Raw genomic sequence first — 26,753 nt, forward strand, 5'->3', positions numbered from 1 at the left:
CGGCCATTGTGCTCGACTCTCGCATCATCGGCGGATGACCCTGCGCTCCGATGCCGCCGCCCTGCTCGACGAGCTGGTCGCCCTGCGCCGCGACCTGCACCGGATCCCCGAGATCGGCCTGCACCTGCCCCGGACCCAGGAGCGGGTGCTCGAGGCCCTCGACGGCCTGCCCCTCGAACTCACCCTCGGCAAGAACCTGTCGTCCATCACCGCGGTCCTGCGCGGTGGCCGGCCCGGCGGCACCGTTCTCCTGCGCGGCGACATGGACGCGCTCCCGGTCACCGAGGCCAGCGGCGAGGAGTTCAGCTCGACCGTCGACGGCGCCATGCACGCCTGCGGCCACGACCTGCACACCGCGGGCCTGGTCGGCGCGGCCCGGCTGCTCGTCGCCCGCAAGGACGACCTGCCCGGCGACGTCGTCTTCATGTTCCAGCCCGGCGAAGAGGGCTGGGACGGCGCCGGCCGCATGATCGACGAAGGCGTGCTGACGGCGTCCGGCCGGCCCGTCGACGCCGCCTACGGCCTGCACGTCTCGGCCGCCAGCTACGCCAAGGGCCACTTCACCGCCCGCCCGGGCACGCTGATGGCGGCCTCCGGCGCCCTCGAAGTCCGGGTCAAGGGCGACGGCGGCCACGGCTCGTCCCCGCACGATGCCCGCGACCCCATCCCGGCGGCCTGCGAGATGGTCACCGCCCTGCAGACCATGGTCACGCGCACCTTCGACGTCTTCGACCCGGTCGTGATCACCGTCGGCTCGTTCCACGCCGGCACGCGGCGCAACATCATCCCGGACGACGCGGTGTTCGAGGCGACGCTGCGGTCGTTCTCGCCGGAGGTCGCCGCGCGGGTGGGGGAGCGGGCGGTGCAGGTCTGCCGCGGCATCGCCCAGGCGCACGGCCTCGACATCGACATCACCTACGAACCCGAGTACCCCGCCACGGTCAACGACGCCGAGGCGTACGGCTTCGTCGCCGACACGATCCGCGACGTCTTCGGCGAGGAACGCTTCACCGAGATGGCCGATCCGATCACCGGTTCGGAGGACTTCTCCCGGGTCCTCGACCGGGTGCCCGGCGCGTACCTCTTCCTCGGCGCGTGCCCGACGGACCCGGCGACCGCGCCGGACAACCACTCGCCGCGGGCCCGCTTCGACGACAGCGTGCTCGGCGACGGCGCCGCGCTGCTGGCCGAACTCGCCGTCCGCCGGCTCGGGCTCCTGGCCGGGTGACGCCGTGCGCAGCTACCACTGGCCCCCGCTGCTGCCCGTGCTCGCCCTGGTGCTGATGCCGTTCCTGCCGTTCGTCAACACCACCGGGCTGTGGCTCGGCCTGCCGCGGATGATCGTGTGGGGCGCGTTCTGGTGCCTCATGTTCACCCCGGCGCTGCTGCTGTCGGAACGCCTGATGCGCGCCGAGGAGGACGACGGATGATCCTGGCCTTCACCCTCGCGGGCATCGTGCTGATCGGCGTCCTCGGCTTCGTCGGGCGGCGCAAACCCGTCGCCGACCTCGCCGAATGGACCGTCGGCGGCCGCCGGTTCGGTGCCATGACGATGTGGTTCCTGCAGGCGGGGGAGGTGTTCACCACCTTCACCTTCCTCGGCATGGCCGGGCTCGCCTTCTCCGGCGGCGTCGCCGCGATGTACGCGCTGCCGTACGTCCCGATCGCCTACGTCGTGCTGTTCTTCCTCGCGAAACGGCTGTGGACGATGGGCAAGGAGCGCGGCTACCTCACCCAGGGCGACTTCCTCGAAGACCGCTACGCCAGCCGGACGCTCGGCACGCTGTCCGCGGTGCTCGGCGTCGTGTTCGTGCTGCCGTACCTGCAGCTGCAGATCACCGGGCTCGGGCTGATCGTCCGGCTCGTCACCGGCGACACCGCGTCCGGGACGCTCAGCATGGTGACCGGCAGCGTGCTGGTCGTCGCGTTCGTGCTGTGGGCCGGCCTGCGCGGCGTCGCGGCGACGTCCTACTTCAAGGACGGCATCATGCTGGTCGCGCTGGTCGTCCTGATCATCGCGGTGCCGACGCACTTCGCCGGCGGCATCCCGGCGGTGTTCCACAAGGTGCAACAGCTGCACCCCGAGAAGCTGATCGTCCACAGTGGAGCGAACGACCACGTGTGGTTCGTGACGAGCATGCTGGTCAGCGCGATCGGCGTCGGGCTGATGACGCTGCCGCACTCGTGGCCGGCGCTGATGTCGGCGCGCGACCCGAAGGTGCTGCGGCGCAACTACGCCTGGATGCCGGTGTACGAGCTGAGCCTGCTGCTGCCGATGGTGATCGGCTTCGCGGCGATCCTCGTGGTGCCGAAGGGAAGTGACCCGAACGGCGTATTGCTGACGCTGTCGAAGGACGCCTTGCCCGGCTGGGTGACCGGCGTCGTCGTGGTCGCCGCGACGGCCACCGCGATGGTGCCGGCGGCCGGGATCCTGATCGGGATATCGTCGCTGGTGGCGCGCAACATCGTGCGCGTCCGCAGCGGCCGCCGCCAGTTCTGGATCAACCACGGCACGGTTGTCCTCGCGAGTACGCTGGCCCTCGTGCTCGGCGTCTTCCGGCCGGATCTGCTGGCCAACCTGCTGTTGCTCACCTATTCGGGGTCGGTGCAGCTGGCCCCGGCCAACCTGCTGGGGTTCCTGCGGCGCGTGCCGGTCGGCAAGGGCCCGGTGCTGGCCGGGCTGGTCGCGGGCGAGCTCGTGGTGCTCTGGCTGACCTTTGTGGACACTCATCTCGTGGGCACGGTCAACGTCGGCCTGGTCGGCCTCGGCGCCAACGTCGTCGTGCTCGCAGCGACCGCGGTGGTGGCGCCGCGGCGGGAACCTCTCGTGGAGGCGGCGTGACGCGCACGGTGTTCACCGGCGGTTCGGTCTTCGACGGCACCGGCGCGGACCCGGCCCCGGCCGACGTCGTCGTCGAGCACGGCCGGATCGTCGAGGTCGGCACGGACCTCGACGGCGACGAGGGCGTCGACTGCACCGGCACGGTCCTTCTGCCCGGGCTCTTCGACTGTCACGTGCACGTGACGATCTCCGACATCGGCCTGCTGTCCCGGGTGCAGAAGCCGTTCTCCTACCAGTTCTACGAAGCCGCGCGGAACCTGTGGGCGACGCTGGGCCTGGGCATCACGACGGTCCGCGACGCGGCGGGCGCGGACCTCGGCATCAAGCAGGCGGTGGACGACGGCCTGATCCCGGGCCCGCGGCTGCAGATCTCGGTCGGGCTGATCAGCCCGACCGGCGGCCACGGCGACGCGTGGCACCCGTCGGGGCTGTGCGTGCCGCTGATGGTGCCGCACCCGGGCCGGCCGGACGCGACCGCCGACGGGCCCGACGAGATGCGCCGGGTGGCCCGGACGATGCTGCGCGCGGGCGCGGACGTGCTCAAGGTGTGCACGACCGGCGGCGTCCTGTCCCCGCGCGACGACCCGCGGCACTCGCAGTTCACGCCGGAGGAACTGGACGTCCTGGTGACGGAGGCGGCGATGCAGGGCCGCCCGGTGATGGCCCACGCCCAGGGCGCGGCGGGCATCAAGAACGCGGTCCGCGCCGGCGTGCGTTCGATCGAGCACGGCATGTACCTCGACGACGAGGCGATCGAGCTGATGCTCGGCCACGGGACCTGGCTGGTCCCGACGCTGATCGCTCCGGTCAACGTGGTCCGCGCGGCCGACGCGGGCGTCGACCTGCCGCCGGCGGTGGTGGCGAAGGCCCGCGAAGTGGTGGAGGTCCACCGCGACTCGGTCCGCCGCGCGTACGCGGCGGGGGTCCGGATCGCGATGGGCACGGACAGCGGAGTGGGTCCGCACGGCACGAACCTCGAGGAACTGGCCCTGATGGCGGCGTGCGGCATGACCCCGGGCGACGTCCTGGAGGCCACGACGTCCTCGGCGGCCCGGCTGATGGGCCTGGACGGCGAGCTGGGCCGGCTGGCGCCGGGCTTGCGCGCGGACGTCGTGGTGGTGGCGGGCGACCCGTACGACTTCCCGGCGCTGGCGTCGAACGTCCGGGAGGTCTGGAAGGACGGCATCCGGGTGGTCTGACGCGGTTGCTCCGTTCGGAGCTACTCAGCGTCATCCTGGGGCGGCAACGGCCGTCAGGAGGTTTCCCGCTCGACGGTCACCGACAGCACCGAACGGCGGATCACCGACCAGCACAGCAAGGCGATTGATCAGCTGGGCCACGAGAAGGCTGCGGTGCGGCTGGGTGCTGTTTGCTCGCTCGAACGCATAGCGATTCGCTCAGCAAGTTTTGGTCTGGCGTCAATCCGGACCTCTCGCGCACAGTGCTCGTGGAGCCTGTTCTGGAGATTCAAAGGCGGGCACCTCGAGCTCTTTGCCGGCTTCGGCCACGCGCTCGCTGCTCATTTCGGCATCACCCGGTGAGCGTCGTCCGTCAGGACTCCGGGGTCAGCAGCTGCTTCAGCGCCGCGGCGAACTTCGCCGGGTTCCGTTGCGGCGCCAGGTGTGAGCCCGGCACCTCCGTGAACGGCAACCCCAGCTCCAGCGCCAGGATCTTCGCCGGCTGGTAGTGGTAGCGGCCCCGGCTGCCCTCGCCCGCCACCGGGACGATCTCCGTGCTCGCCTTGCGCAGCGCGCGCAGGTCCGGCAGGTAGTCGAAGAACTCCGTGAGCTCGCGGTCGAACAGCCGGAGCCAGTCGGCCTCGTGCGGCAGCCGGAGGTTCGGCAGGTTCGGCAGCGCCGCGCCCGCGATCGCGTCCGCGAAGCGCGTCACCGCGGCCATCAGCTCGCCCGACCGGGCCAGCCGGACCTGTTCCGCCGCCGCTTCGAGCCAGCCGCCCGCGTCCGGCATCAGGTGGACCGCCGGGGGTTCGTGCGCGACCAGCGTCGTGACGCGGTCCGGGTAGCGGGCGACGAGGTCGAGGCCGATCAGCGCGCCCGCGCTCGAGCCGAACACCTGCGCCGGGCCGTCGGCCGCGTGGCCGAGGACCGCCAGTGCGTCGTCCGCCTGCAGGGAAACCGGGACCGGGCCCGTCGTGGTGTCCGTGCTGCCGAAGTGGCCGCGGCGGTCGTAGGTGATCACGGTGTAGTCCGCGAACAACTGCTTCGCCAGCGCGCGGTAGGCGTCGCCCGATCCGGTGCCGCCCGCGATCAGCAGCAGTGCCGGGCCCTCGCCGCCGCGGCGGACGAGGAGCTCACCGTCCTCCACCGGGCAGCGGCTCTCCGAGATCATGCATCGAAGTGAAGCACAAGGGCCGCAAGCTAATGTGCGCGGTATGACGGAACGGCGAGCGATCCTCAGCGGGTCGGTGTTCGAGGACCGGATCGGGTACGCCCGCGCCGTGGTGCACGGCGATCGCGTGTACGTCTCGGGCACCACCGGCTTCGACTACGCGGCGATGACCATCTCCGACGACGTCGTCGAGCAGGCCGCCCAGTGCCTGCGCAACATCGAGGCGGCGCTGGCCGAGGCGGGCTGCACGTTCGCGGACGTGGTCCGCGTCCGCTACCTGCTGCCCTCGCGCGAGGACTTCGAGCCGTGCTGGCCGGTGCTGCGCAAGGCGTTCGCCGACATCCGCCCGGCCGCGACGATGCTGGAGTGCGGCCTGGCGGACCCGCGGATGAAGATCGAAATCGAGGTGGACGCCCACCTGCCGGGCTAGAGCCGTTCGATGATCGTCGCGGTGGCCAGTGCGCCGCCCGCGCACATCGTCACCAGCGCCGTCGAGGCGTCCCGGCGCTCCAGTTCGTGCAGCGCCGTGGTCAGCAGCCGGGCGCCCGTGCTGCCCACCGGGTGGCCGAGGGCGATCGCGCCGCCGTTGACGTTCACCCGGGCCGGGTCCGGCGCGACCACCTGCTGCCACGACAGCGCCACCGAGGCGAACGCTTCGTTGACCTCGAACAGGTCCACGTCGCCGACGCCCATCCCCGTCCGGGCGAGCACGCGTTCCGTCGCGCGGATCGGGCCGTCCAGGTGGTAGTACGGCTCGGCGCCGACCAGTGCCTGCGCGACGATCCGGGCGCGGGGACGCAGGCCCAGCGCCGCGGCCCGGTCCGCGTCCAGCAGGAGCAGCGCCGCCGCGCCGTCGGAGATCTGGGAGGACGTGCCCGCCGTGTGGACGCCGTCCTCGACCACCGGCTTGAGCCGGGCGAGGCCGTCCACCGTCGTCTCGCGCAGGCCCTGGTCGCGGGAGACCAGGCGCGTTTCCCCGGTCGGTGCCCCGTCGGCGCCGAGGACCGGCGCCTTCACCGGCACCACCTCGCGGTCGAAGTGGCCGGCCGCCCAGGCGGCCGCAGCTTTCCGCTGGGACGCCGCACCGAACCGGTCGACGTCCGCCCGCGTCAGCCCGCGGCGGACCGCGATGCGTTCGGCGGCACCGTACTGGTTCGGCAGGTCGATCGACCACGACGACGGCCGTGGCGACGCGCCGGCGCGGTTCGTGCCCAGCGGCACCCGGCTCATCGCTTCGACGCCGCACGCGACCCCGGCCTCGATGGCGTCCGCCGCGATCAGGCCGGCGACGAGGTGGGTGGCCTGCTGCGCCGAGCCGCACTGGGCGTCGATCGTCGTCGCGCCCGCCGTCTCGGGCAGGCCCGCGTGCAGCCACGCCGTGCGCGTGACGTTGTTCGACTGCTCGCCGGCCTGCGTGACGCAGCCGCCGATGAGCTGCTCGACCAGCGCGGGGTCGATCCCGGCGCGGTCCAGCAGGGCGAGCTGCGCGGCGCCCAGCAGCTCGGCCGCGTGCAGGCCGGCCAGCAGGCCGTTCCGCTTGCCGATCGGGGTCCGCACGGCTTCGACGATGACCGGCACGCCCATGTCGTCCCCTTCGTCGGGAAACACTGTTCACCACGGCCGAAACTAGAACAAGTTACTGTTTTGCGCAAGTCCGCGCAGGCTCGACCCCTTCTTGATCTTCCGGCGGTGAGCGCACGCTCACCTGGCCTCATCGGTTTAGTAAACAGGTTTCACTCACGGTCTTCCGTTGGTTAACGCCGTATGCTTCAATCCAAGCTAGAACGTGTTCCAAGCCGAACCGTGGGAGGCAACGTGGCCGCTCCGCTCATCCCCGCCGGGTTCGACTTCACCGATCCGGACCTCTTGGCGGAGCGACTTCCCGTCGCCGAGTTCGCCGAGCTGCGGCGGACCGCCCCGGTGTGGTGGAACCCCCAGAAGCACAACGCCGCCGGCTACCGCGACGACGGCTACTGGGTCGTCTCGCGCCACGCGGACGTCAAGGAGGTCTCGCGCGACAGCACGCTGTACTCGTCGCGGGAGAAGACCGCCATCATCCGCTTCGACGAGAACATGACCGAGGACAACCTCGAGGCGAACCGCCTGGTGCTGCTCAACATGGACGCCCCGCAGCACACGAAGCTGCGGCGGATCGTGTCGAAGGGCTTCACCCCGCGGTCCATCGCCAAGCTCGAGGACACGCTGCGCGACCGCGCCGAGCGCATCGCCTCGGAAGCGCGCAAGAAGGGGTCGGGCGACTTCGTCACCGACGTCGCGTGCGAACTGCCCCTGCAGGCGATCGCCGAGCTGATCGGCATCCCGCAGGAGGACCGGCTCAAGATCTTCGAGTGGTCCAACCAGATGGTCGCCTACGACGACCCCGAGTACGAGGTCGCGCCCCTGGAGGCGTCCGCGCAGCTCGTCGGCTACGCGTGGAACATGGCCGAGGACCGCCGCAAGTGCCCGATGGACGACATCGTCACGAAGCTGATCCAGGCCGACGTCGACGGTGAGGCCCTCGGCTCGGACGAGTTCGGCTTCTTCGTCATCCTGCTCGCGGTGGCGGGCAACGAGACCACGCGCAACGCGATCACCCACGGCATGAAGGCGTTCCTGGACCACCCGGACCAGTGGGAACTGTTCAAGGAGCAGCGGCCGAAGACCGCGCCGGACGAGATCGTCCGCTGGGGCACCCCGGTGGTCGCGTTCCAGCGCACGGCCACCCGCGACACCGAACTGGGCGGCGCGCACATCCGCCGGGGCGACCGCGTCGGCATGTTCTACAGCTCGGCCAACTTCGACCACGAAGTCTTCGACGACCCGGAGAAGTTCGACATTCTCCGCGAGGACAACCCGCACGTCGGCTTCGGCGGAACCGGGTCGCACTACTGCATCGGCGCGAACCTGGCCCGCCTGGAGATCGACCTGATCTTCAACGCGATCGCCGACGTGCTGCCGGGCATCAGCGAAGCGGCACCGCCGGTGCGGCTGCGGTCGAGCTGGCTGAACGGGATCAAGCACTACCCGGTGCACTACGGCTGAGTTCGCCGGTCCCGCGGGGCCTTCCGGTCCCGCGGGACTTCAGCACCGCTCGCACCACGGCCGGCGGGCCGGGGCTTTCGGGTCGGGCAGGCTGCGTTCGAGGAACAACTCGTCCGACGGTCGGATCAGGCGCGCGAGCCGGGCCGCCGAACTCGACGGCAGCGCGGCGAGGACCTCTTCGAGGAGGGCCGCCGGGAGGCCGGGGACGTGGGGGACTTCGCGCCACGCCGGGCGGTGCCGGGCCGCCGCCCGGAGTTCGTGGGGCCGCCTGCGCGGCATCGGAACCTTTTTCCTCGCGACCGGTGCTCCGGCGAGCCCACCGCGCAGGGGGCGATGGCTTCGCGACGAGGCAACGGCCGGCTACCCCAGATCCGAGAGGAACCCGGCGACGCGGTCCCAGGTGAGCTCCGCCGCGGCCGCGTCGTACTCGGGGCCGTCGGCGTCGGTGTAGAAGTGGCCGAGGCCCGGATAGGTGTACACCCGAGCCTCGGCACCCGCCGAGACCGCCGCCTCGCGCCAGGCCGCGATCTGCGCCGGAGGGGCGATCGGGTCGGGGTCGGCCACGTGGACCTGCACCGGCAGACCCGCGCGGCTCCCGGGCGGCAGGGCACCGACCGCGTGCAGGAACAGGACGCCGGCCGTCGCGGGCCGGTGCGGCAGCACGGTCTCCACGACGCCCGCCCCCATCGACACCCCGATGAGCACGGTCTCCGCGGGCAGGTCGCGCGTCGCGTCGCGGGCTCGCCGGGTGATGGTCTCCCAGCCGACGTCGTCCTTCAGCGCGAAGCCTTCGTCGAGGGTCGACGCCGTCCGGCCGTCGAAGAGGTCCGGGGTGGTGACCCGGTGTCCCGCCGCCCGCAGGCGGCCGGCGAAGCCGAGTTCGACGGGCCGCAACCCGAGCACGGAGTGGAACACCACGATGTCGGTCACCCGGCGATTCTGCCAGCAGGTGCGATGATGGGACGATGGCCTCGCGAGCGACCGTGGACGTCGAATTCGCCATCCGCGTCACCCGGCCCGGGCCCGCGGCGATCTCGGTCGCCGCGGCGCACGCCGACGTCGAGGAACTCACCGTGTCCTGGCACGGGGAGAGCCGGCCCGTCGAGTTCGCGCACGGTGCCCGGGCCGAGGTCTTCGACCTCCCCGCCGGCGAGCACCGCGTCACCTACCACGCCGAGCGTGCCCTGGACGAACCCGAGCCGGAGCCCGTCACGCTCGCCGACGTCGCCGTGTTCACCCGGCCGAGCCGGTACTGCCCGTCCGACCGCGTCGCCGGGCTCGTGCCGCGGGAGCTCGTCGAGCTCGGGAACCCGCGCAAGCAGGTCGAAGCCGTTGTCCGGCACGTCCACGAGCGACTGTCCTATGTGGTCGGTTCCAGCCGCCCCACCGACGACGCCGTCGACACCCTGCTCGCCGGCGAAGGCGTCTGCCGCGACTTCGCGCACGTCTGCATCACCCTGTGCCGGTTCCTCGACATCCCCGCGCGCTACTGCGGCGTCTACGCGCCCGGCCTCGCGCCGATGGACTTCCACGCCGTCTTCGAAGCCGCCGTCGACGGCCACTGGTACGTCTTCGACGCCACCCGCCTCGCGCCGCGGCAGACCATGCTCCGCATCTCCACCGGCCGAGACGCCGCCGACACCGCCTTCCTCGCCACGCTCGGCGGCGAACTCGACTTCCTGGGCAGCACCGTCTTCGCCACGACGGACGCCGCGCTGCCCGCCGACGACGGGTCCGGTCCGGTGGTTCTCGGCTGATCCGCGTGTTGCCTGCGCAAAGACGGCCCCGGCTGGGTAGACAGTCTTCGTGAACAGTTCCCCCAAGGCTCCGAGCCCCTGGGCCCGGGCTCGCGCCCGGTACCGGTGGCTGGACCACATCGCCCGCGCGACCAACCGCTACATCGACTCCGGCGGCTACCACTACGTCGCCTCGATCACCTACTTCAGCCTGCTGTCGCTGGTGCCGCTGCTGATGGTCGCTTCGTCGGTCGCGGGGTTCGTGCTGGCCACCCAGCCGCACCTGCTCGACACGCTGGTGCACGCGATCGTCAGCACGCTGCCGGGCGGGCTCGGCGACAAGGCCACCGAACTGCTCACCGGCTTCGTCGAACAGCGGACCAGCGTCGGCGTGGTCGGCCTGGCCATCGGCCTCTACTCCGGGTGGAACTGGATGAACGCGCTGCGGGACTCGCTGACGGCGCTGTGGGGGCAGAACCGGTCGGACCAGTCGCTGCCGCGGCTGATCCTCGTCGACCTGCTCGCGCTGCTCGGCCTGACCGCGGCGCTGCTCGTGTCGTTCGCGCTCACCATCTCCGGCACCGCGCTCGGCAGCTACCTGCTCCGGCTGGCCGGCCTCGACGACACGAGCTGGGGCCACCAGCTCGTCTCCGCGTCCTCGGTGCCGTTGTCGCTGGCCGCCGACTGGCTGGTGTTCCTGTGGGTGCTGACCCGGCTGCCGCGGCAGAAGGTCGGCGTGCGCAGCGCGGTCCGCGGCGCGATCGCCCTCGCCGTCGGCTTCGAGGCGCTGAAGCTGGCCGGCGGGTTCTACCTCCGGCTCATCGGCGACTCGCCGACCGGCATCGCGTTCGGCTCGGTGATCGGCCTGATCTTCTTCATCTCGCTCGTCGCACGGCTGCTCGTGTTCGTCACGGCGTGGACGGCGACCGGCTCGGACGCACCCCCGAAGCCGGTCCAGCCGCCGGCGCCGGTGGTGCTGGAGCCGGTGGTCGTGGTGGACCCGCCGATGGCCGTGCCCGCCACGGTCGGCGTGCTCACCGGCGTCCTCGGCACGCTCCTGGCCCTCCGCTGGCGCCGCTCCCGCCGATAAGGGGCACTTTCACGTGAAAGTGCCCGTCAGGCGGGCTTCTCCGAACCGACCAGCCACATCGAGAAGTACTGCGATCCGCCGCCGTAGGCGTGCCCGAGGGCCAGCCGGGCGCCGTCCACCTGGTAGTCGCCGGCCCGGCCCATCACCTGCTTCGCCGCCTCCGAGAACCGCAGCATGCCGGACGCGCCGATCGGGTTGGAGGACAGCACGCCGCCGGAGGGGTTGCACGGCAGCCGGCCGCCGATCGCCGTCTCGCCCTTCTCGGTGACCTTCCAGCCCTCGCCCTCGGGCGCGAACCCGAGGTTCTCCAGCCACATCGGCTCGAACCACGAGAACGGCACGTAGATCTCGGCGACGTCCACTTCGGACATCGGGTCGGTGATGCCCGCCTCGGCCCAGAGCGCGGCCGCCGCCTCGCGCCCGGCCCGGGGGTTGACCTGGTCGCGGCCGGCGAACGTCGTGGGCTCGGTGCGCATCGCCGTCGCGTGGACCCAGGCGGCGCCCCCTTCGACCGCGTCCCCGGCCGCCTCGTCGCCGAGCACCATCGCGCACGCGCCGTCGGACGACGGGCACGTCTCGTCGTAGCGGATCGGGTCCCACAGCATCTGCGACGCCCGCACCGACTCGACGGTGATGTCCGCCTGCCGCAGGTGCGCGTACGGGTTGAGGGCCCCGTTGCGCCGGTCCTTCGCCGCGACGATCGCCCCGACGTGCTCGGGCGCGCCCGACCGGCGGATGTAGGACCGCACGTGCGGCGCGAAGTAGCCGCCCGCGCCCGCGCCGACCGGCATCTGGAACGGCGGCAGGATCGACAGGCCCCACATCGCGTTCGACTCGGACTGCTTCTCGTACGCCACCGTGAGCACGCGCCGGTGCACACCGGCCTGGATGAGCGACGCCGCGACCAGGGCCGTCGAGCCGCCCACCGAGCCGGCGGTGTGCACGCGCAGCAGCGGTTTGCCGGTCGCGCCGAGGGAGTCGGCGAGGAACAGCTCGGGCATCATCACGCCCTCGAACAGGTCCGGGGCCTTGCCGAGCACGACGGCGTCGATGTCGGCCCACGCCACCTGGGCGTCGGTCATCGCGCGGTCGATCGCCTCGCGCAGCAGGCCCGGCATCGAGACGTCCTGGCGCTTGGCGCGGTGGTGCGTCTGGCCGGTGCCGAGCACGGCGGTGAGCTGCTTGGTCATCGGGCCTCCAGCACGGTCACCAGGTTCTGTTGCAGGGCCGGCCCGCTCGTCGCGTGCGCCACGGCCTTGCGGGATTCGCCGCTGTGGATCCGGACCGCGGCCTCGCCGATCCGGGCGAGACCGGCGGAGAACATCGGGTTCGCGGACAGCGCCCCGCCGGAGGGGTTGATCTTGACGCCGTCGCCGAGCCCGAGCGCGGTGCGCAGGATGAGCTCCTGGTGCGTGAAGGGCGCGTGCAATTCGGCGAGGTCGACGCCGTCGAGGTCCAGTGCCTTCGCCGCCGCCTCGGTGGACGGGCTGCGGGTCAGGTCGCGCGCGCCGAGCACGGGGGAGTCGACGCGGTGCTCGATGCCGGCGATCACGGCCGGGCGTTCGACGATGTCCCGCGCCCGTTCCACAGTGGACAGTATGACGACCGCGGCGCCGTCGGTGATCGGCGCGATGTCGTGCCGCCGCAACGGGTCGGCGTAGTACGGCGTGTCGAGCAGCTCCGCGACGTCCTGGCCGGTCCCGCGCGCGGCGACTTCGGCGAGGTCCTTTTCGGACCAGAGACCGGCTTCGAGGCCCAGCCGGGCCTGGATCCCGGCGATGGAAACCGAATCCGGCCACAGGGGCGTGACGACGTACGGGTCGAGCTGCAGGGCGAGCACCCGGCGCAGCTGCCCGGCGCTGGACTTGCCGAAGCCGTAGACGAGCGCGGTTTCGACCTCGCCCATCTTGATCTTCAGCCAGGCTTCGTACAGCGCCCAGGCGGCGTCCATCTCGACGTGCGACTCGTGGATCGGCGGGAACGCGCCGATCGCGTCGACGGCGGCGATGAAGGAGAAGGCGCGTCCGGCCAGGTAGTCCGACGAGCCGGAGCACCAGAACCCGATGTCCTGTTTGGACAGTCCGGTCCGCGCGAAGACCTCGGCGAAGATCGGGACGAGCATTTCCACGCCGTTGGTGGTGCCCTCGGTCTCGCGGACGTTGGGGGCCTTCGCGAAGCCCGCGATGGCGACGTCTGGCATCAGGACCTCACAGGTGGTGGGCGAAGGTTTCGTAAGCCGCGTCCGGCTCGCCGGTCGGCTCGAAGTGGCTGATGTTCTCCAGCGACGTCCACCACTGTTCGCGCGGCTTCCACGCGGCGCGCACGCGCATGCCCATCTTGACGTCCTCGGCGGCGCAGCCGAGGACGAGGTGCAGGAAGGCGATGTCGGCGCCGTCGAGCAGGATGTACGCGGCGACGTACGGCGGCTTGAGCCGCTGGCCGAGAAACGGGACGTTGACGATGCAGAAGGTCGTGACGATGCCGGTGTCGGGCAGTTCGACCGCTTCGGTGGTCGGCACGCCGTCGGTCGGGCAGGCCCCGCGCGGCGGGATGTAGACCTTGCCGCAGGCGGGGCAGCGCTGGCCGATCAGCTTCCCCTCGGCGAGCCTGCGCAGGTAGGTGCTCTCCTCGGGCGAAGCGGAATGCAGGTACTTCAGGTGCACCGGCGTGATGACGACGCTGACTGGCGCGCCTTCCTCGCGGTCGGCGACCGGGGGAGCGGGCTCGGTGGCCGCGGTGTCCTCGGCGTCCACCGGCAGGAAGTAGGCGATGTCCCGGATGTGCCCGACGACCTCGTCGGCCCACCGCACGCGCACCCGCTGTCCACTGTGGATGTTGCCGGGCTCGCCGGCGTCGACGGCGTGCAGCATGGGCGTGTCGGCCCCGTCGAGCTTGACGAGCGCCCAGGCGAACGGCCGGCTCAGCGGCTGCCCGTCCAGCGGCTCCGGGCACCACGACCAGGACACGACCGTGCCCTCTTCGGCGACCGGCACGAACTCGCCGAGCTGCTCGGCGGTCACGGGGTCGTATTCGACGGGCGGGACGTGCACCCGGCCGTCGCTGCCGCGGATGCCTTCGATGCGGTGCTCGCGCAGCGCGTTGACGAACCGCCCGAGGACGGGCCCGGTCGAGCGCGTGTAGTCGAAGCCGACGTTCAGCGGTGCCGCAAGCGGGGTCTCGGTCACGTCCTTGAGTGAAACACGTTCTCGTTCGAGCGGCAAGATTCCCCCACAGGGTGGCGCGGTGGATGTGTAACGCGTTCTAAGTCAGCGACGTCAGTGTCCTTGGAACTCGGGCTTCCGCTTCTCCGAGAACGCCCGCGGCCCCTCCTTGGCGTCCTCCGACGCGAAGACCTCGATCCCGTACTGCGAGTCCAGCTTGAAGGCCTCTTCCTCGTGCAACCCCTCGGTGTCCCGGATCGTCCGCAGGATCGCCCGCACCGCCAGCGGCCCGTTCGCGTTCACCAGCGCGGCCAGCTCCAAGGCCTTCGAGAGGGCGGTCCCGTCCGGCACCACGTGCCCGATCAAGCCGATCGCCAACGCTTCGGAGGCGGACAGGTGACGTCCGGTCAGCAGGATGTCCGCGGCCACCGTGTACGGGATCTGGCGCGGCAGCCGCACCGCCGACCCGCCCATCGGGAACAGCCCCCACCGCGCCTCCGACACGCCGAACCGGGCCGACTCGCCGGCCACCCGGATGTCGGTGCCCTGGAGGATCTCGGTCCCGCCCGCGATCGCCGGGCCCTCGACCGCCGCGATCAGCGGTTTCTTCAGGCGGCGGCCCTTCAGCAGCCCCGGGATGCGCGAAGGGTCGAACTTGCCCGACGCGAACGACTCCGACGGCGAATTGCGGGACATCGACTTCAGGTCCGCGCCCGCGCAGAACGCGCCGCCCGCGCCGGTGAGGACGCAGCTGCGGATCTCCTCGTCGGAGTCCACGCGGTCCCAGGCGTCGACCATGATCGACATCATCTCGCCGGTGATCGCGTTGCGCGCCTCGGGCCGGTTCATCGTGACGACGAGGGTCTGCCCCTCCTGCGTCACCAGCGCGTGCGGTTCGCCCACGGAAGACCTCCTAAAGGAGCAGTGCCATTGCCCGGAACGATAACATGTTCTACTTTGAGGGCGTGGCACTCAACATCGCGGATCTTCTGGAGCACGCCGTCGACGCCGTGCCGGAGCGCGTCGCGGTCGTGTGCGGCGACCGGCAAGTGACCTTCGCCGAACTGGACGCGCGGGCCAACCGGCTCGCCCACCACCTCGCCGCGCACGGCGTGGGACGCGGATCCCACATCGGGGTCTACTCCCGCAACTCGATCGAGGCCCTGGAGGCGATGATCGCGGCGTACAAGCTGCGCGCGATCGCCGTCAACGTCAACTACCGCTACGTGCACGGCGAGCTCGTCTACCTGTTCAACGACGCCGAGCTGGTCGCCCTCGTGCACGAACGCAGCTACGCCGGCAAGGTCGCCGCGGTGCTGCCGGAGACGCCAAAACTGAAACACGTTGTCGTCGTCGACGACGGCAGTGGCGGCGATTACGGGAGCTACGGCGGCGTCGACTACGAAACCGCGCTCGCCGAGCAGTCCCCCGAACGCGATTTCGCCGAGCGCTCCGGCGACGACCTCTACATCCTCTACACCGGCGGCACCACGGGCTACCCGAAGGGCGTGCTCTGGCGGCAGGAGGACGTCTGGCGCGCCCTCGGCGGCGGGATCAACTTCGTCACCGGTGAATACGTCCCGGACGAATGGACGCTCGCGGAGCAGGGCAAGGCCGGGAGCCTGACCCGGCTGCCCGCCGCCCCGCTGATCCACGGCGCCGCGCAGTGGGCCGCCTTCGGCGCGCTGTTCACCGGCAGCCCGGTGATCTTCGTGCCGCGGTTCGACGCCCACGAGATCTGGAAGGCCGTGCAGCAGCACAAGGTCCAGGTGCTGACGATCGTCGGCGACGCGATGGCCCGGCCGCTCATCGAGGCCTTCCGCGAAGGCGGCTACGACGCGTCGTCGATCGTCGCCGTGTCGAGCCACGCCGCGCTGTTCTCGCAGTCGGTGAAGCAGGAGTTCGTCGAGCTGGTCCCGAACGCGGTGATCACCGACGCGATCGGGTCGTCGGAGAGCGGCTTCACCGGCATCGGCATGGTGGCCAAGGGATCCGACCACAGCGCGGGCCCGCGGGTGGCCTTCGGCCTGGACGCCATCCTGCTGGACGAGGACGGCAGCGTCGTCGAGAAGAAGCCCGGCGCGGTCGGGCTCATCGGCCGCCGCGGGCACGTCCCGCTCGGCTACTACGGCGACCCCGAGAAGAGCAAGAAGATCTTCGTCGAGGTGGACGGCGTCCGGTACGTCGTCCCGGGCGACTACGCCCGCTACGAAGAGGACGGCACGGTCACGCTGCTCGGCCGCGGCTCCCAGTGCGTCAACACCGGCGGCGAGAAGGTCTTCCCGGAGGAGGTCGAAGGGGCGCTGAAGTCGCACCCCGACGTCTTCGACGCGCTCGTCATCGGCGTCCCGGACGAGCGGCTCGGCCAGCGCGTCGCCGCCGTCGTCCAGCTGCGCGAAGGCGCCGACGCGGACCTGGACGCGCTCCAAGAGCACGTCCGCGGGCAGATCGCCGGGTACAAGGTGCCGCGCACGGTCTGGCTGGCCGGCGAGATCGGCCGCTCGCCCAGCGGCAAACCGGACTACCCGTGGGCCCAGCGCTACGCCGCCGAGCACGAACCGGCCACGGCCCAGCCCGTCTGAGAGGACAGCGCCAGTGCGGACACCCCTGTGCGACCGGCTCGGCATCGACCTGCCGATCATCGGGTTCACCCCGTCGGAGCACGTCGCCGCGGCCCTCAGCCGCGCCGGCGGGCTCGGCGTGCTCGGCTGCGTGCGGTTCAACGACGCCGCCGAGCTCGACCGGGTGCTCACCTGGATGGACGAGCACACCGGCGGCAAGCCGTACGGCGTCGACATCGTCATGCCGGCGAAGGTGCCCGCCGAGGGCACGCAGGTCGACCTGGCGAAACTCATCCCGGACGGCCACCGCGCGTTCGTGGACCGAGTGCTGAAAGAGCTTTCGGTGCCGCCGCTGCCGGACGACACCGACGAGCGCGCCGGCGTCCTCGGGTGGCTGCACTCGGTGGCCCGCTCGCACGTCGAGGTCGCCCTGAACCACCCGATCAAGCTGATCGCCAACGCGCTCGGCTCGCCGCCGGTCGACGTCATCGCCCAGTGCCACGACAAGGGCGTCCCGGTCGCGGCGCTCGCCGGGAAGGCCGAGCACGCGGTCCGGCACGTCGAGAACGGCGTCGACTTCGTGGTGGCACAGGGCTACGAAGCCGGTGGCCACACCGGCGAAATCGCGTCCATGGTGCTGGTGCCGGAGATCGTCGACGCCGTCGACGTGCCGGTGCTCGCCGCGGGCGGGATCGGTTCCGGCCGCCAGGTGGCCGCGGCGCTGGCGCTCGGCGCGTCCGGCGTCTGGATGGGCTCGATGTGGCTGGCCACCGAGGAATACCTGCAGACGATGGGGGAGTCGGTGGCGATGCAGCAGGCGCTCGTCGCGGCCTCGTCGTCGGACACCGTGCGGACGCGGATCTACACCGGCAAACCGGCCCGGCTGCTGAAGACCCGCTGGACCGAGGCGTGGGCCGCGCCGGACGCACCCGAGCCGCTGCCGATGCCGCTGCAGAACCTGCTGGTTTCCCCGGCCCACAACCGGATCCACGCGGCGAACGACCCGAGCGTGGTGTCGATGCCGGTCGGGCAGATCGTCGGCCGGATGAACCGGGTCCGCCCGGTCGCCGACGTCGTCGCCGAGCTCGTCGCCGGCTACAAGGAAGCACTGTCGCGATTGGACAAGACCCGCTGAACGACAGCGGAGGGGCCCCGCCGCGGCGGGGCCCCTCCGTCGTGCGGAACCGGTTACAGCGTGGCGGCGGCCGCGGCGATCTTCGACGCGAACGTGCTCACCTCGGTGTAGACGCCGGGGGCGTGCGCGCGGGCGCAGCCGTCACCCCAGGAGACGATGCCGACCTGGATCCAGGCGCCTGCGTTGTCGCGGCGGAACATCGGGCCGCCGGAGTCGCCCTGGCAGGTGTCGACGCCGCCGGAGGCGAGGTTGCCCGCGCAGATCTCCGCGCTCGGGATCAGGTCCGGGTAGCTGCCGCCCTGGGCGGCGCAGGTGGCGTCGTCGACGAACGGGACGGTCGCCTTGAGCAGGTACCGCTGCTGCGCGCCGCCTTCGCGGGCCGCACCCCAGCCGGCCACGGTGAACGTGCCGTTGTTGTACGCCGACGTCGACGCGATCGGCAGCGTCGAAAGGCCGCTCACCGGGCTCGCGAGCTTGATCAGCGCCCAGTCGCCGCCGGTCGAGGTGCCGTAGGTGGGGGACTGGTAGACGTAGGTCGAGCGGATCTTCTGCGCGCTGGTGCTCTGCAGGTCGACGACCCCGACGGTCGCCGTGATGGAGGTGTTGGCCCCGGTCCGGCTGACGCAGTGCGCCGCGGTCAGGACGATCTGCTTCGTGTACAGGGCGCCGCCGCAGCCCATGGAAAGCCGGACCATGAACGGGAATTCGCCCTGGGCGGCCCGGGTCCCGCCGACGACGTCGGTGGACGGCGGCTGGGCGGCGATCGCCGGGGTGGCGAACGCCGCGGCGGCGGCGACCGCGGCCAGTGCGGTGGTGGCGTTTCTGAGCAGGGTGAACCAGCGCTTGGGAGCCAAGGGGATCAGTCCTTCCAGTGTCCACAGTGGAGACCGTTGCCGTTCGCGGCTCCCTGACTACACCAGGTGAGCGGAACCGGGACAACCGACTTTCTTCGGATCTTTCGGGCGGTTGGGTGATTTCTCACCGGCGGATCCGGCGAACGCCGTAGGCCAGAACGCCCAGCAAGAGGGCGGTGCCGCCGGCCAGCACCGACGGCAGCGGCAGGCTGAAGGCCAGCACCACGCACCCGGCCAGCCCGAGCGCGGCCCGCACCTTCCCCTTGAGGGTGAGCGCGGCGGCGTTGGCGATCGCGTAGTACGTCAGGACGGCGAAGGAGGAGAAGCCGATCGCGGCGCGCAGGTCGATCGTCGCCGCGAGGACGGCGACGACGAGCCCGACGGCGAGCTCGGCCCGGTGCGGCACCCGGTGGCGCGGGTGCACGGCGGCGAGGAAGCGGGGGAGGTGCCCGTCGCGGCTCATCGCCAGCGTCGTGCGCGAGACACCGAGGATGAGCGCGAGCAGCGAGCCGAGCGCGGCGATCGCCGCGCCCGCCCGGACGACCGGGGCGAGCCACCCCGGGACGGCCGCGGCGATCGGGTCCGGGCTCGCGGCGAGCGCGGCCGGGCCGAGCCGGACGAGCAGCAGCACCGCCACCGCCGCGTAGACCACGAGGGTGATGCCGAGGGCGAGCGGGATGGCGCGGGGGATGGTCCGGGCCGGGTCGCGGACCTCCTCGCCGAGCGTCGCGAGCCGCGCGTACCCGGCGAAGGCGAAGAAGAGCAGCCCGGCCGCTTCGAGCACGCCTCCGCCGCCCGGCCAGGCGACGAGCGGACCGCCGCCGGACGGCCCGGCGGCCATCGCGGCTCCCGAGACCAGCAGCACGAGCAGGGTGCACGACACGATCACCCGGGTCGCCAGCGCCGACCGGTGCACGCCGAAGTAGTTGACGGCGGTGAGCGCGGCGACCACCGCGACGGCCAGGAGGCTCCGCCACGGCTGCCCGAGCCCGGGCGCGGCGTAGGCGACGACGGTCAGCGCCATCGCGGCGCAACTGGCGGTCTTCCCGGTGACGAATCCCCAGCCGGCCAGGTAGCCCCAGAATTCACCGAGCCTTTCCCGGCCGTAAACGTAGGTACCGCCGGATTCCGGGTGAATCGCGGCGAGCCGCGCCGAAGACGTCGCATTGCAGTAAGCGACCACGGCCGCGAGAACCAGCGCGATGAGCAATCCGGCCCCGGCGGCCCGCGCCGCGGGGGCGAACGCGGCGAACACCCCCGCGCCGATCATCGAGCCCAGGCCGAGGAAAACGGCGTCGGCGAGGCCGAGCCGGCGGTCGAGCTGGGTCGGGGGCATCCGGGTGATCCTCCACGTCGCGGCCGTGTTGCGTACCACAGCGAACCACCGCGCGCGTGAAACCGAATAGGGTCGATTCCGTGCCCGCCCCTTCGCGCCATTCCCGCCTGTCCGCCGACGGTCCCGTCCTCGACGGGATTCCCGAACACGGCCGCGTCCCGCGTTACTACGCGGTCAAGGTCGAACTGCTGGCGGTGATCGCGGAACTCGGCGAAGGCGCGGTGCTGCCCACGGAACGGGAATTGTGCGAACGGTTCGAAGTGTCGAGGGCGACGGTACGGCAAGCGGTCGCGGAGCTGGTGCTGGAGGGCAGGCTCAGCCGCCGCCAGGGGAGCGGCACCTACATCGCCGGCCCGAAGCTCGTCCAGCCGCTGGCCCTGGTGAGCTACACCGAGGGGCTGCGGCGCCAGGGCATCCGGCCGGGCCGCACGGTGATCACGCTGGAGCGGCGCCTGGCCGGCAGCGCGCTGGCCGCCGACCTGCAGGTGACGTCGGACGCCGAGGTGTTCCACCTCGAGCGCGTCCTGCTGGCCGACGAGGAACGGGTCGGCCTCGAGTCGACATATCTCCTGGCGTCGCGGTTCCCGGGCCTGCTCGACGTGTTCGACCCGGAGCAGTCGCTGTACGCGTGCCTGACCGAGAAGCTCGGCGTGGTGTTCGACGGGGCGGAGGAGCGGGTCGAAACGGTGCTGGCCACCCCGCGTGAGGCGTTGCTGATCGGGACGAACCCGGCGCTGCCGATGCTGCTGACCCACCGCGTCTCGTGGGGCCCCGACGGCGTGCCGTTCGAGCGGGTGCGGTCGCTCTACCGCGGGGACCGGCTCAGCTTCACGACCCGCCTGGGCCGCGCCACCCGAAGCTGACCGGATGCAACCCCGGACGGGGTCCGTTCCGTCTGGCCGGTATGCGTACCACGGTGAAACTGCTGGGCGCCGGCCTGCTGCTGCTCACGGCGACGGCCTGTGCCGCGAATTCCGGCGCCGGTGCCCCGGCGGGAACCAGTCCGGCGTCCGAGACGCCCACGACGTCGGCGAGCGTGCCGGCAACGGTGACACCCACGCTCGGCCCGCCGCCGTCCCGGACGGTGGGACGGCCGACGCAGGGCATCGCGCCGGGTGACGACGTCGTCGCCGAGACGCAGGTGGACGCCCGCGGGCTGCCCGAGGGCTACCCGCGCAGCCTCACCCGCAGCCTCGACGGGAAGACACTGGTCCTGCAGGCTGAGGAGGGCGGCTGCCGCCGCGTCTCGGCGCACGTCGGCGAGCAAACGGCCCAGCAGGTGGTCGTGCTGGTGAACGTGCTCTCGGCGCCGAAGGGCCAGATGTGCCCGGACTACATCAAGGAGATCCAGGTCCCGCTGACGCTCGCGGCGCCGCTCGGGACCCGCACGGTCGTCCTCCGCCAGGGCTGACCACCACCGGCGCTGGGAGGGCCGCCCCGGGGATGCCCGGGGCCGCCCTCCCAGACCACTTTCGGGCGGCTTCGAGATGCGCTCCCGGCCGAGGCGATTTCTGGTGGCCCGGGAGGTCCGGGCGGCCGCTCCGGACCCCGGCGGTGCACCCCGGGAGTCCGGGCGGCCCCTCCGGATTCTGTCCGATTGGTGCAACCCCGCACCGCTCCCGTTCCGTCTTCGGGGCATGAGGTACTCAGCGAAAGTGGCCGGGACAGGCGCGCTCCTGCTGGTGGTCACGGCCTGCGCCGGCCAACACACGCCGGCCAACCTGCCCGCCGGTGGTGTCTCGACACCGGCGTCGCCGAGCGCGTCGGTGCTGCCCGCGCCGCCCGAACCCAACCCGCCCGGCAAGCCGCGGCTGACCGTGCCCGAAGGCAGCGCGCCGGTTCCCGCGCGCCAGATCGACGCGACGGCGCTGCCCGCCACGTTCCCGCGTGAGGTCTGGACGGCCAACGGCGGCACCGTGCTCAACATCCGCGCCCAGGAAGGCGGCTGCGGCCACGCGCTCGGCGAAGCCGCCGAACAGGCGGGCGATCACGTCGTCGTCAACCTGAGCGAAACGAAGGCCCAGACCAACCAGATGTGCACGATGGACATCCGGTACCCGGTGATTTCCGTCGCGTTGGCCGCGCCGCTGGACCAGCGCACCGTGGTGCTGAAGACCACGCCGCCGAAGTAGCGCAGTCCGCAGTGGACGATCGCCGCCGCGTGGTCCGGACCACGCGGCGGCCGTGGTCCGCTTCGTCGAAGCTGTCGAAAAATTGTCGGGGCTTCCGCTGAACCGCCACCGTGACCGGGCCGTGTCCCCGGGTGAGGTGGCGATCAGAGAGGAGGGGCCCCATGCCCCGGTTGAGCAGTGGCAGGCACCGCAAGCAGGCGACCGTCGGATTGGCCGCGTTGCTGGGCGTCGCCGGTGTCACCGCGACCGCCATCGCGCTGAGCAGTCCCGCGGGCAACGCGGCCGAAGCGCCCAAGGAGAACTGCGGCGGCCTCGACACCGCCCTGCAGAACAACTTGAACTTCATCGCCGGACAGCAGGCGAACCCGGACGCGCAGTCGGCCGCCCGGATCGCCAACCGGCAGGCGGTGGTGGACCTGATCCAGCAGCGGCGGCAAGTGGCGGGCTGCACGGCGAACGTCGTGGCGAACAACGGCCAGGCCGCGCCCGGGAACGCCGCGAAGGCACCGGGGAATTCCGGTAACGCGCCGGGCCAGGCCCAGGCGCCCGGGCAGCAGAAGAAGCCGGACGCGGCCGCCGGCGGTGCGGTGGGCCAGGTCGTCTGCCCGGGTTCGACCGTGACGCTCTCCGGCGAAGGCGGCGCGCCGGCGGCGTCGAGCAACCAGTTCCCGGCGGGGACGAAGCTGAAGGTGACCAACCTGGACAACTCGAAGTCCACCACGGTCACGGTGACGTCGGTGTCGGGCAGCTGCACGCTGCTGAACAACGCGGCCTTCGAGCAGGTCCGGGAACCCGGGAAGTTCCTCATCCGGCACGCGCGGATCGAGCGCGTCGGCTGAGGGCGGGAAAGAGGAGGGGGACACCGGCGGCGGGCCGGTGTCCCCCCTTTCCTCGTCCGCTAACGGAAGCTGATCTGCAGCACCGGGTCGCCGGTGCTGGCGAAGAAGTCGTTGCCCTTGTCGTCGATGACGATGAACGCCGGGAAGTCCTCGACCTCGATCTTCCAGACGGCTTCCATGCCGAGCTCGGCGTACTCGAGGACGTCGACCTGCTTGATGCAGTCCTGCGCGAGCCGGGCGGCCGGGCCGCCGATCGAGCCGAGATAGAAGCCGCCGTGCGCCTGGCAGGCGTTCGTCACCTGCTTCGAGCGGTTCCCCTTGGCCAGCATGACGAGCGAGCCGCCCGCGGCCTGGAACTGCTCGACGTAGGAGTCCATCCGCCCGGCCGTGGTGGGGCCGAAGGAGCCGGACGCGTAGCCCTCGGGCGTCTTCGCCGGGCCCGCGTAGTAGACGGGGTGGTCCTTCAGGTAGGCCGGCATTTCTTCGCCGGCGTCGAGGCGCTCGGCGATCTTGGCGTGCGCGATGTCCCGCGCGACGACCAGCGGCCCGGTGAGCGAAAGCCGCGTCTTGACCGGCAGCTGCGAGAGCTGGGCACGGATCTCGGCCATCGGCCGGTTCAGGTCGACGGCGACGACGTCGTCGGAGAGGTCTTCCTCGGTGACGTCGGGCAGGAAGCGGGCCGGGTCGCGCTCGAGCTGCTCGATGAAGACGCCGTCGGCGGTGATCTTGGCCTTGGCCTGACGGTCGGCGGAGCAGGAGACGGCGATGCCGACCGGGCAGCTGGCGCCGTGGCGCGGCAGCCGGATGACGCGGACGTCGTGGCAGAAGTACTTGCCGCCGAACTGCGCGCCGATGCCGAACTGGCGGGTCATCTCCAGGACCTGCTGCTCGAGGTCCGGGTCGCGGAAGGCGTGCCCGAGCTCGGAGCCCTCCTGCGGCAGGGTGTCGAGGTAGCGCGCGGAGGCGAGCTTCGCGACCTTGAGGTTGAACTCCGCGGACATCCCGCCGACGACGATCGCGAGGTGGTACGGCGGGCAGGCCGCGGTACCGAGGCTGCGCAGCTTTTCGTCGAGGAACCGGGCGAGCCGCTTCGGGTTCAGGACGGCCTTGGTTTCCTGGTAGAGGAACGTCTTGTTGGCGCTGCCGCCGCCCTTGGCCATGAAGAGGAACTCGTAGGCCGGGTCGCCTTGGCCGTCCTTGTGGTAGAGCTCGACCTGCGCGGGCAGGTTGGTCCCGGTGTTGCGCTCGTCCCAGAAGTTCACCGGCGCCATCTGCGAGTACCGCAGGTTCAGCTGCTGGTAGGCGTCGAAGATGCCTTGCGAAAGCGCGCGCTCGTCGTCACCGCCGGTGAGCACGCCTTCGCCGCGCTTGCCGATGACGATCGCGGTCCCGGTGTCCTGGCACATGGGGAGGACGCCCCCAGCGGAGATGGCGGCGTTGCGCAGCAGGTCCATGGCGACGAACCGGTCGTTGCCGCTCGCTTCGGGGTCGTCGACGATGGCACGCAGCTGCTGCAGGTGTGATGTGCGCAACAGGTGCTGGATGTCGGTGATGGCGGTGCGGGCGAGGGTGGTCAGTGCTGCCGGGTCGATCTTCAGGAACTTCCGCCCGGTGGCTTCGACGGTTTCGACGCCTTCGGCGGTGACCAGCCGGTATTCGGTGGTGGTGTCCTTGCCCAGCGGGAGGACTTCGGTGTGCTGAAACGTGGTGGACGGCACTGCCAGGCTCCTTTGCCAGCTCCGGGATCGGTCCACCTTATGCGGCGGGGGAGGGCACGCCGAAGAGGCATCCGGTCACTGTGGGCCACCCCACGCTGTTCGGCTTCGTAAGGGGGCTGGGTGAAAAAACCCGCCACCCCGAAGCCCGCCCGATTGTGACTACGGACGGTGGTGCCGCGTCAAGGCGGGAAAGCTTGCCTTGACCCGGCACCACCGTCCGTGTTTTCGGCTTCAGATCGGGGTGGGCGGGGAGGTCTGGGTGGGTGCAGGTACGCGTCGACCGTCCAGCTCCGCAACCCGACCCCCTGGATACGCAGCCCGACCCTCCAGGTACGCGGCCCGACCGTCTGGGTACGTGATCCGACCCTCCAGGTACGCACGCCGACCCTCCGGGTACGCAAGCTGGCTGTCTGGGTACGCCAGCCGACCCTGCGGGTGCGGGAGGCGGAGGGTGTGCGATGGGGGGGAGCTGGTCGGGAGGCCGGGTCCACCCCGACGGACCCGACCTCCCGGGGAAAGCTCCCGGATGCGTGCACACCCGGTTGCGAGGCCTGCGCCGGCACTGGTGGGGCGCCTTCAAACGAGGCTGTCGTGACGCAGGTCATAAGTCAACGCCGCCGAACGGGTGCTGGCTGAGGTTTGCTACCCAACGCCGGTGATCATGAAACCCGGTTTTCGTGGAAAATTCTCCGGTTCTGCCGAACGCCTGGTCAGGCGGTCGCCAACGCGCAAAAGGGGCGGGTGCGCAAGCGCACCCGCCCCTCCGAAGAACCGATCAGCTCGCGTACGCGCGGAGGCGGTCCGCCCGCTCGCCCTGGCGCAGCTTCGACATGACCTCGCGCTCGATCTGGCGGACGCGCTCGCGGGACAGCCCGAAGTGCTTGCCGATCTGGTCGAGCGTGCGCGGCTGGCCGTCGTCGAGGCCGTAGCGCAGGCGGATCACGTGCTGCTCGCGGTCGTCCAGCGTCGCCAGGACGCGGCGCAGGTCGTCCTGCAGGAGGCCCGAAATCACGGCGCTCTCGGCGTCGGTCGCCTCGGAGTCCTCGATGAAGTCGCCCAGCGGGGCGTCCTCCTCGGTGCCGACCGGCATGTCCAGGCTTACCGGGTCACGCGAGTGGTCGAGCAGGTCCGAGATCTTGTGCGCCGGGATGCCCGACTCGGCCGCCAGCTCCTCGTGCGTCGCGTCGCGGCCGAGCTGCTGGTGCAGGTCGCGCTTGATGCGGGCCAGCTTGTTCACCTGTTCCACCAGGTGGACCGGCAGCCGGATCGTGCGGCCCTGGTCGGCCATGCCGCGGGTGATCGCCTGCCGGATCCACCACGTGGCGTACGTCGAGAACTTGAACCCCTTGGAGTAGTCGAACTTCTCCACCGCGCGGATCAGACCCAGGTTCCCCTCCTGGATCAGGTCGAGCAGCGGCATCCCCCGGCCGGTGTAGCGCTTGGCCAGCGAGACCACCAGGCGGAGGTTCGCCTCCAGCAGGTGGTTCTTCGCCACGTGGCCGTCCCGGACCAGGGCGGCCAGCTCGGTGCGCCGCTTCGCCGTGAGGTCCTCGGCCGTGTCCAGCATGTGCTGGGCGAAGACGCCGGCTTCGATGCGCTTGGCCAGCTCGACCTCGTCGGCCGCGGACAGCAGGGCGGTCTTGCCGATGCCGTTGAGGTAGACGCGGACGAGGTCGGCGGCGGGGCTCTGGGCGTCGAGGTCGGCGTCGGTGAGCGTCCCCACGCCCAGCGTCGTCGGCTCCTCGGTCGTCTGAGCCGGGATGCGCTCGCGAATCCCGCGCGACTCGCGTTCGAGAGTCTGGACTGACATTCTGCCTCCCCGGTCACGGGCTGAACGTGCTGCTGCGGTCGTCCACCGGGTGCGTACCCGCGGACCGGGGCCTGTGGATCCCGGTTCGCCGGTCCGGCCGGCTTGGCTGGACATCTGGCACAACGCTCCGGGTTCCCAAAACGTTCCC

The 26,753-nt window shown here is 71.4% G+C and carries 26 protein-coding genes; 14 read left to right on the forward strand and 12 right to left on the reverse strand.

Annotated features, from left to right (window positions below):
* The first annotated feature begins 34 nt into the window (after nt 1–34).
* Genes ACLJPY_RS14575 through ACLJPY_RS14590 form a run of 4 tightly spaced genes read left to right on the forward strand, consistent with a single transcriptional unit; the run spans nt 35 to nt 4,041 of the window.
* Nucleotides 35–1,228, forward strand: coding sequence for a M20 metallopeptidase family protein (locus ACLJPY_RS14575; RefSeq protein WP_410588856.1), 1,194 nt, complete (start codon nt 35–37; stop codon nt 1,226–1,228).
* 4 nt (nt 1,229–1,232) lie between these two features.
* The gene (locus tag ACLJPY_RS14580) at nt 1,233–1,430 is read left to right on the forward strand and encodes a hypothetical protein (protein WP_410568387.1); all 198 of its coding nucleotides are present in this window, start codon (nt 1,233–1,235) and stop codon (nt 1,428–1,430) included.
* Nucleotides 1,427–2,842, forward strand: coding sequence for a sodium:solute symporter family protein (locus ACLJPY_RS14585; protein WP_410588858.1), 1,416 nt, complete (start codon nt 1,427–1,429; stop codon nt 2,840–2,842). Before ACLJPY_RS14580 ends, ACLJPY_RS14585 begins: the two co-directional genes overlap by 4 nt.
* On the forward strand, nt 2,839–4,041 hold the full coding sequence (locus ACLJPY_RS14590; RefSeq protein WP_410588859.1) for an amidohydrolase family protein: 1,203 nt from the start codon (nt 2,839–2,841) through the stop codon (nt 4,039–4,041). The genes ACLJPY_RS14585 and ACLJPY_RS14590 overlap by 4 nt, the downstream gene beginning before the upstream one ends.
* Nucleotides 4,042–4,393: 352 nt before the next feature.
* On the opposite strand, the gene ACLJPY_RS14595 is transcribed toward ACLJPY_RS14590, so the two are convergent.
* Nucleotides 4,394–5,191 (reverse strand): alpha/beta fold hydrolase, encoded by a 798-nt coding sequence (locus ACLJPY_RS14595; protein WP_410588861.1) that lies wholly within the window; start codon nt 5,189–5,191, stop codon nt 4,394–4,396.
* A gap of 43 nt (nt 5,192–5,234) precedes the next feature.
* Here ACLJPY_RS14595 and ACLJPY_RS14600 point away from each other — a divergent pair, with 43 nt between their 5' ends.
* Complete coding sequence (locus tag ACLJPY_RS14600; protein WP_410588862.1) at nt 5,235–5,621, forward strand: RidA family protein; 387 nt, start codon at nt 5,235–5,237, stop codon at nt 5,619–5,621.
* On the opposite strand, the gene ACLJPY_RS14605 is transcribed toward ACLJPY_RS14600, so the two are convergent.
* On the reverse strand, nt 5,618–6,775 hold the full coding sequence (locus tag ACLJPY_RS14605) for a steroid 3-ketoacyl-CoA thiolase (RefSeq protein WP_410588863.1): 1,158 nt from the start codon (nt 6,773–6,775) through the stop codon (nt 5,618–5,620). The two genes, ACLJPY_RS14600 and ACLJPY_RS14605, sit on opposite strands and share 4 nt — an antisense overlap.
* 231 nt (nt 6,776–7,006) lie before the next feature.
* Between ACLJPY_RS14605 and ACLJPY_RS14610 the strand changes: the two genes are divergently transcribed.
* Nucleotides 7,007–8,233 carry a cytochrome P450 gene (locus tag ACLJPY_RS14610; protein WP_410588864.1) on the forward strand — a complete coding sequence of 409 codons (1,227 nt, stop codon included), beginning with the start codon at nt 7,007–7,009 and terminating at the stop codon, nt 8,231–8,233.
* A 39-nt stretch (nt 8,234–8,272) separates the two neighbouring features.
* Here ACLJPY_RS14610 and ACLJPY_RS14615 read toward each other — a convergent pair whose 3' ends face one another.
* Together ACLJPY_RS14615 and ACLJPY_RS14620 are read right to left on the reverse strand one after the other, a co-directional pair.
* Complete coding sequence (locus tag ACLJPY_RS14615) at nt 8,273–8,512, reverse strand: hypothetical protein (RefSeq protein ID WP_410588866.1); 240 nt, start codon at nt 8,510–8,512, stop codon at nt 8,273–8,275.
* 81 nt (nt 8,513–8,593) lie between these two features.
* Nucleotides 8,594–9,163 carry a dienelactone hydrolase family protein gene (locus ACLJPY_RS14620; RefSeq protein WP_410588868.1) on the reverse strand — a complete coding sequence of 190 codons (570 nt, stop codon included), beginning with the start codon at nt 9,161–9,163 and terminating at the stop codon, nt 8,594–8,596.
* Nucleotides 9,164–9,198: 35 nt separating this feature from the next.
* Here ACLJPY_RS14620 and ACLJPY_RS14625 point away from each other — a divergent pair, with 35 nt between their 5' ends.
* Complete coding sequence (locus tag ACLJPY_RS14625) at nt 9,199–9,990, forward strand: transglutaminase-like domain-containing protein (RefSeq protein ID WP_410588869.1); 792 nt, start codon at nt 9,199–9,201, stop codon at nt 9,988–9,990.
* A gap of 49 nt (nt 9,991–10,039) precedes the next feature.
* The gene (locus ACLJPY_RS14630) at nt 10,040–11,059 is read left to right on the forward strand and encodes a YhjD/YihY/BrkB family envelope integrity protein (RefSeq protein WP_410588870.1); all 1,020 of its coding nucleotides are present in this window, start codon (nt 10,040–10,042) and stop codon (nt 11,057–11,059) included.
* Between the two features lie 26 nt (nt 11,060–11,085).
* Here the strand turns inward: ACLJPY_RS14630 and ACLJPY_RS14635 are convergent, their stop codons facing one another.
* From ACLJPY_RS14635 to ACLJPY_RS14650, 4 genes are all read right to left on the reverse strand, one after another.
* Entirely contained in the window at nt 11,086–12,249 is a 1,164-nt protein-coding gene (locus ACLJPY_RS14635; RefSeq protein WP_410588871.1) for a thiolase domain-containing protein, read from the reverse strand.
* Nucleotides 12,246–13,259: a thiolase domain-containing protein gene (locus ACLJPY_RS14640; protein ID WP_410588872.1), complete on the reverse strand. Its 1,014-nt coding sequence runs from the start codon at nt 13,257–13,259 to the stop codon at nt 12,246–12,248. The genes ACLJPY_RS14635 and ACLJPY_RS14640 overlap by 4 nt, the downstream gene beginning before the upstream one ends.
* Nucleotides 13,260–13,266: 7 nt before the next feature.
* The gene (locus ACLJPY_RS14645) at nt 13,267–14,244 is read right to left on the reverse strand and encodes a Zn-ribbon domain-containing OB-fold protein (RefSeq protein WP_410588874.1); all 978 of its coding nucleotides are present in this window, start codon (nt 14,242–14,244) and stop codon (nt 13,267–13,269) included.
* Nucleotides 14,245–14,334: 90 nt separating this feature from the next.
* Entirely contained in the window at nt 14,335–15,123 is a 789-nt protein-coding gene (locus ACLJPY_RS14650; RefSeq protein WP_410588875.1) for a crotonase/enoyl-CoA hydratase family protein, read from the reverse strand.
* A gap of 62 nt (nt 15,124–15,185) precedes the next feature.
* Here ACLJPY_RS14650 and ACLJPY_RS14655 point away from each other — a divergent pair, with 62 nt between their 5' ends.
* Both ACLJPY_RS14655 and ACLJPY_RS14660 read left to right on the forward strand, forming a co-directional pair.
* A complete protein-coding gene (locus ACLJPY_RS14655) occupies nt 15,186–16,802 on the forward strand; it encodes an acyl-CoA synthetase (protein ID WP_410588876.1) in 1,617 nt (538 codons plus the stop codon).
* 13 nt (nt 16,803–16,815) lie between these two features.
* Nucleotides 16,816–17,916, forward strand: a complete 1,101-nt coding sequence (locus tag ACLJPY_RS14660) for an NAD(P)H-dependent flavin oxidoreductase (protein WP_410588877.1) — start codon at nt 16,816–16,818, stop codon at nt 17,914–17,916.
* Nucleotides 17,917–17,969: 53 nt separating this feature from the next.
* Here the strand turns inward: ACLJPY_RS14660 and ACLJPY_RS14665 are convergent, their stop codons facing one another.
* The gene (locus ACLJPY_RS14665) at nt 17,970–18,770 is read right to left on the reverse strand and encodes a S1 family peptidase (protein WP_410588879.1); all 801 of its coding nucleotides are present in this window, start codon (nt 18,768–18,770) and stop codon (nt 17,970–17,972) included.
* Between the two features lie 124 nt (nt 18,771–18,894).
* Nucleotides 18,895–20,106, reverse strand: coding sequence for an APC family permease (locus ACLJPY_RS14670; RefSeq protein ID WP_410588880.1), 1,212 nt, complete (start codon nt 20,104–20,106; stop codon nt 18,895–18,897).
* A gap of 80 nt (nt 20,107–20,186) precedes the next feature.
* Between ACLJPY_RS14670 and ACLJPY_RS14675 the strand changes: the two genes are divergently transcribed.
* The 4 genes from ACLJPY_RS14675 to ACLJPY_RS14690 all read left to right on the forward strand — a co-directional run bounded on the left by ACLJPY_RS14675 (nt 20,187) and on the right by ACLJPY_RS14690 (nt 23,077).
* Entirely contained in the window at nt 20,187–20,969 is a 783-nt protein-coding gene (locus tag ACLJPY_RS14675; RefSeq protein WP_410588881.1) for a GntR family transcriptional regulator, read from the forward strand.
* 41 nt (nt 20,970–21,010) lie between these two features.
* Nucleotides 21,011–21,517, forward strand: a complete 507-nt coding sequence (locus ACLJPY_RS14680) for a hypothetical protein (protein ID WP_410588882.1) — start codon at nt 21,011–21,013, stop codon at nt 21,515–21,517.
* A gap of 244 nt (nt 21,518–21,761) precedes the next feature.
* Complete coding sequence (locus ACLJPY_RS14685) at nt 21,762–22,238, forward strand: hypothetical protein (RefSeq protein ID WP_410588884.1); 477 nt, start codon at nt 21,762–21,764, stop codon at nt 22,236–22,238.
* A 161-nt stretch (nt 22,239–22,399) separates the two neighbouring features.
* On the forward strand, nt 22,400–23,077 hold the full coding sequence (locus ACLJPY_RS14690) for a hypothetical protein (protein WP_410588885.1): 678 nt from the start codon (nt 22,400–22,402) through the stop codon (nt 23,075–23,077).
* Between the two features lie 59 nt (nt 23,078–23,136).
* Here ACLJPY_RS14690 and ACLJPY_RS14695 read toward each other — a convergent pair whose 3' ends face one another.
* Together ACLJPY_RS14695 and ACLJPY_RS14700 are read right to left on the reverse strand one after the other, a co-directional pair.
* On the reverse strand, nt 23,137–24,795 hold the full coding sequence (locus tag ACLJPY_RS14695; RefSeq protein ID WP_410588886.1) for a fumarate hydratase: 1,659 nt from the start codon (nt 24,793–24,795) through the stop codon (nt 23,137–23,139).
* Between the two features lie 775 nt (nt 24,796–25,570).
* Nucleotides 25,571–26,605 carry a sigma-70 family RNA polymerase sigma factor gene (locus ACLJPY_RS14700; protein WP_410588887.1) on the reverse strand — a complete coding sequence of 345 codons (1,035 nt, stop codon included), beginning with the start codon at nt 26,603–26,605 and terminating at the stop codon, nt 25,571–25,573.
* Nucleotides 26,606–26,753: the final 148 nt, after the last annotated feature.

It is taken from the genome of Amycolatopsis sp. lyj-23, from assembly GCF_046549135.1.
In the GTDB taxonomy this organism is placed as follows: Bacteria; Actinomycetota; Actinomycetes; order Mycobacteriales; family Pseudonocardiaceae; genus Amycolatopsis.

Bases quoted from the DNA above. Each gene is read 5' to 3' on its own strand.
- ACLJPY_RS14575 (WP_410588856.1), top strand. From the start codon at position 35: ATGACCCTGCGCTCCGATGCCGCCGCCCTGCTCGACGAGCTGGTCGCC.
- ACLJPY_RS14585 (WP_410588858.1), top strand. From the start codon at position 1,427: ATGATCCTGGCCTTCACCCTCGCGGGCATCGTGCTGATCGGCGTCCTC.
- ACLJPY_RS14595 (WP_410588861.1), bottom strand. From the start codon at position 5,191: ATGATCTCGGAGAGCCGCTGCCCGGTGGAGGACGGTGAGCTCCTCGTC.
- ACLJPY_RS14600 (WP_410588862.1), top strand. From the start codon at position 5,235: ATGACGGAACGGCGAGCGATCCTCAGCGGGTCGGTGTTCGAGGACCGG.
- ACLJPY_RS14605 (WP_410588863.1), bottom strand. From the start codon at position 6,775: ATGGGCGTGCCGGTCATCGTCGAAGCCGTGCGGACCCCGATCGGCAAG.
- ACLJPY_RS14615 (WP_410588866.1), bottom strand. From the start codon at position 8,512: ATGCCGCGCAGGCGGCCCCACGAACTCCGGGCGGCGGCCCGGCACCGC.
- ACLJPY_RS14625 (WP_410588869.1), top strand. From the start codon at position 9,199: ATGGCCTCGCGAGCGACCGTGGACGTCGAATTCGCCATCCGCGTCACC.
- ACLJPY_RS14635 (WP_410588871.1), bottom strand. From the start codon at position 12,249: ATGACCAAGCAGCTCACCGCCGTGCTCGGCACCGGCCAGACGCACCAC.
- ACLJPY_RS14640 (WP_410588872.1), bottom strand. From the start codon at position 13,259: ATGCCAGACGTCGCCATCGCGGGCTTCGCGAAGGCCCCCAACGTCCGC.
- ACLJPY_RS14670 (WP_410588880.1), bottom strand. From the start codon at position 20,106: ATGCCCCCGACCCAGCTCGACCGCCGGCTCGGCCTCGCCGACGCCGTT.
- ACLJPY_RS14680 (WP_410588882.1), top strand. From the start codon at position 21,011: ATGCGTACCACGGTGAAACTGCTGGGCGCCGGCCTGCTGCTGCTCACG.
- ACLJPY_RS14690 (WP_410588885.1), top strand. From the start codon at position 22,400: ATGCCCCGGTTGAGCAGTGGCAGGCACCGCAAGCAGGCGACCGTCGGA.
- ACLJPY_RS14700 (WP_410588887.1), bottom strand. From the start codon at position 26,605: ATGTCAGTCCAGACTCTCGAACGCGAGTCGCGCGGGATTCGCGAGCGC.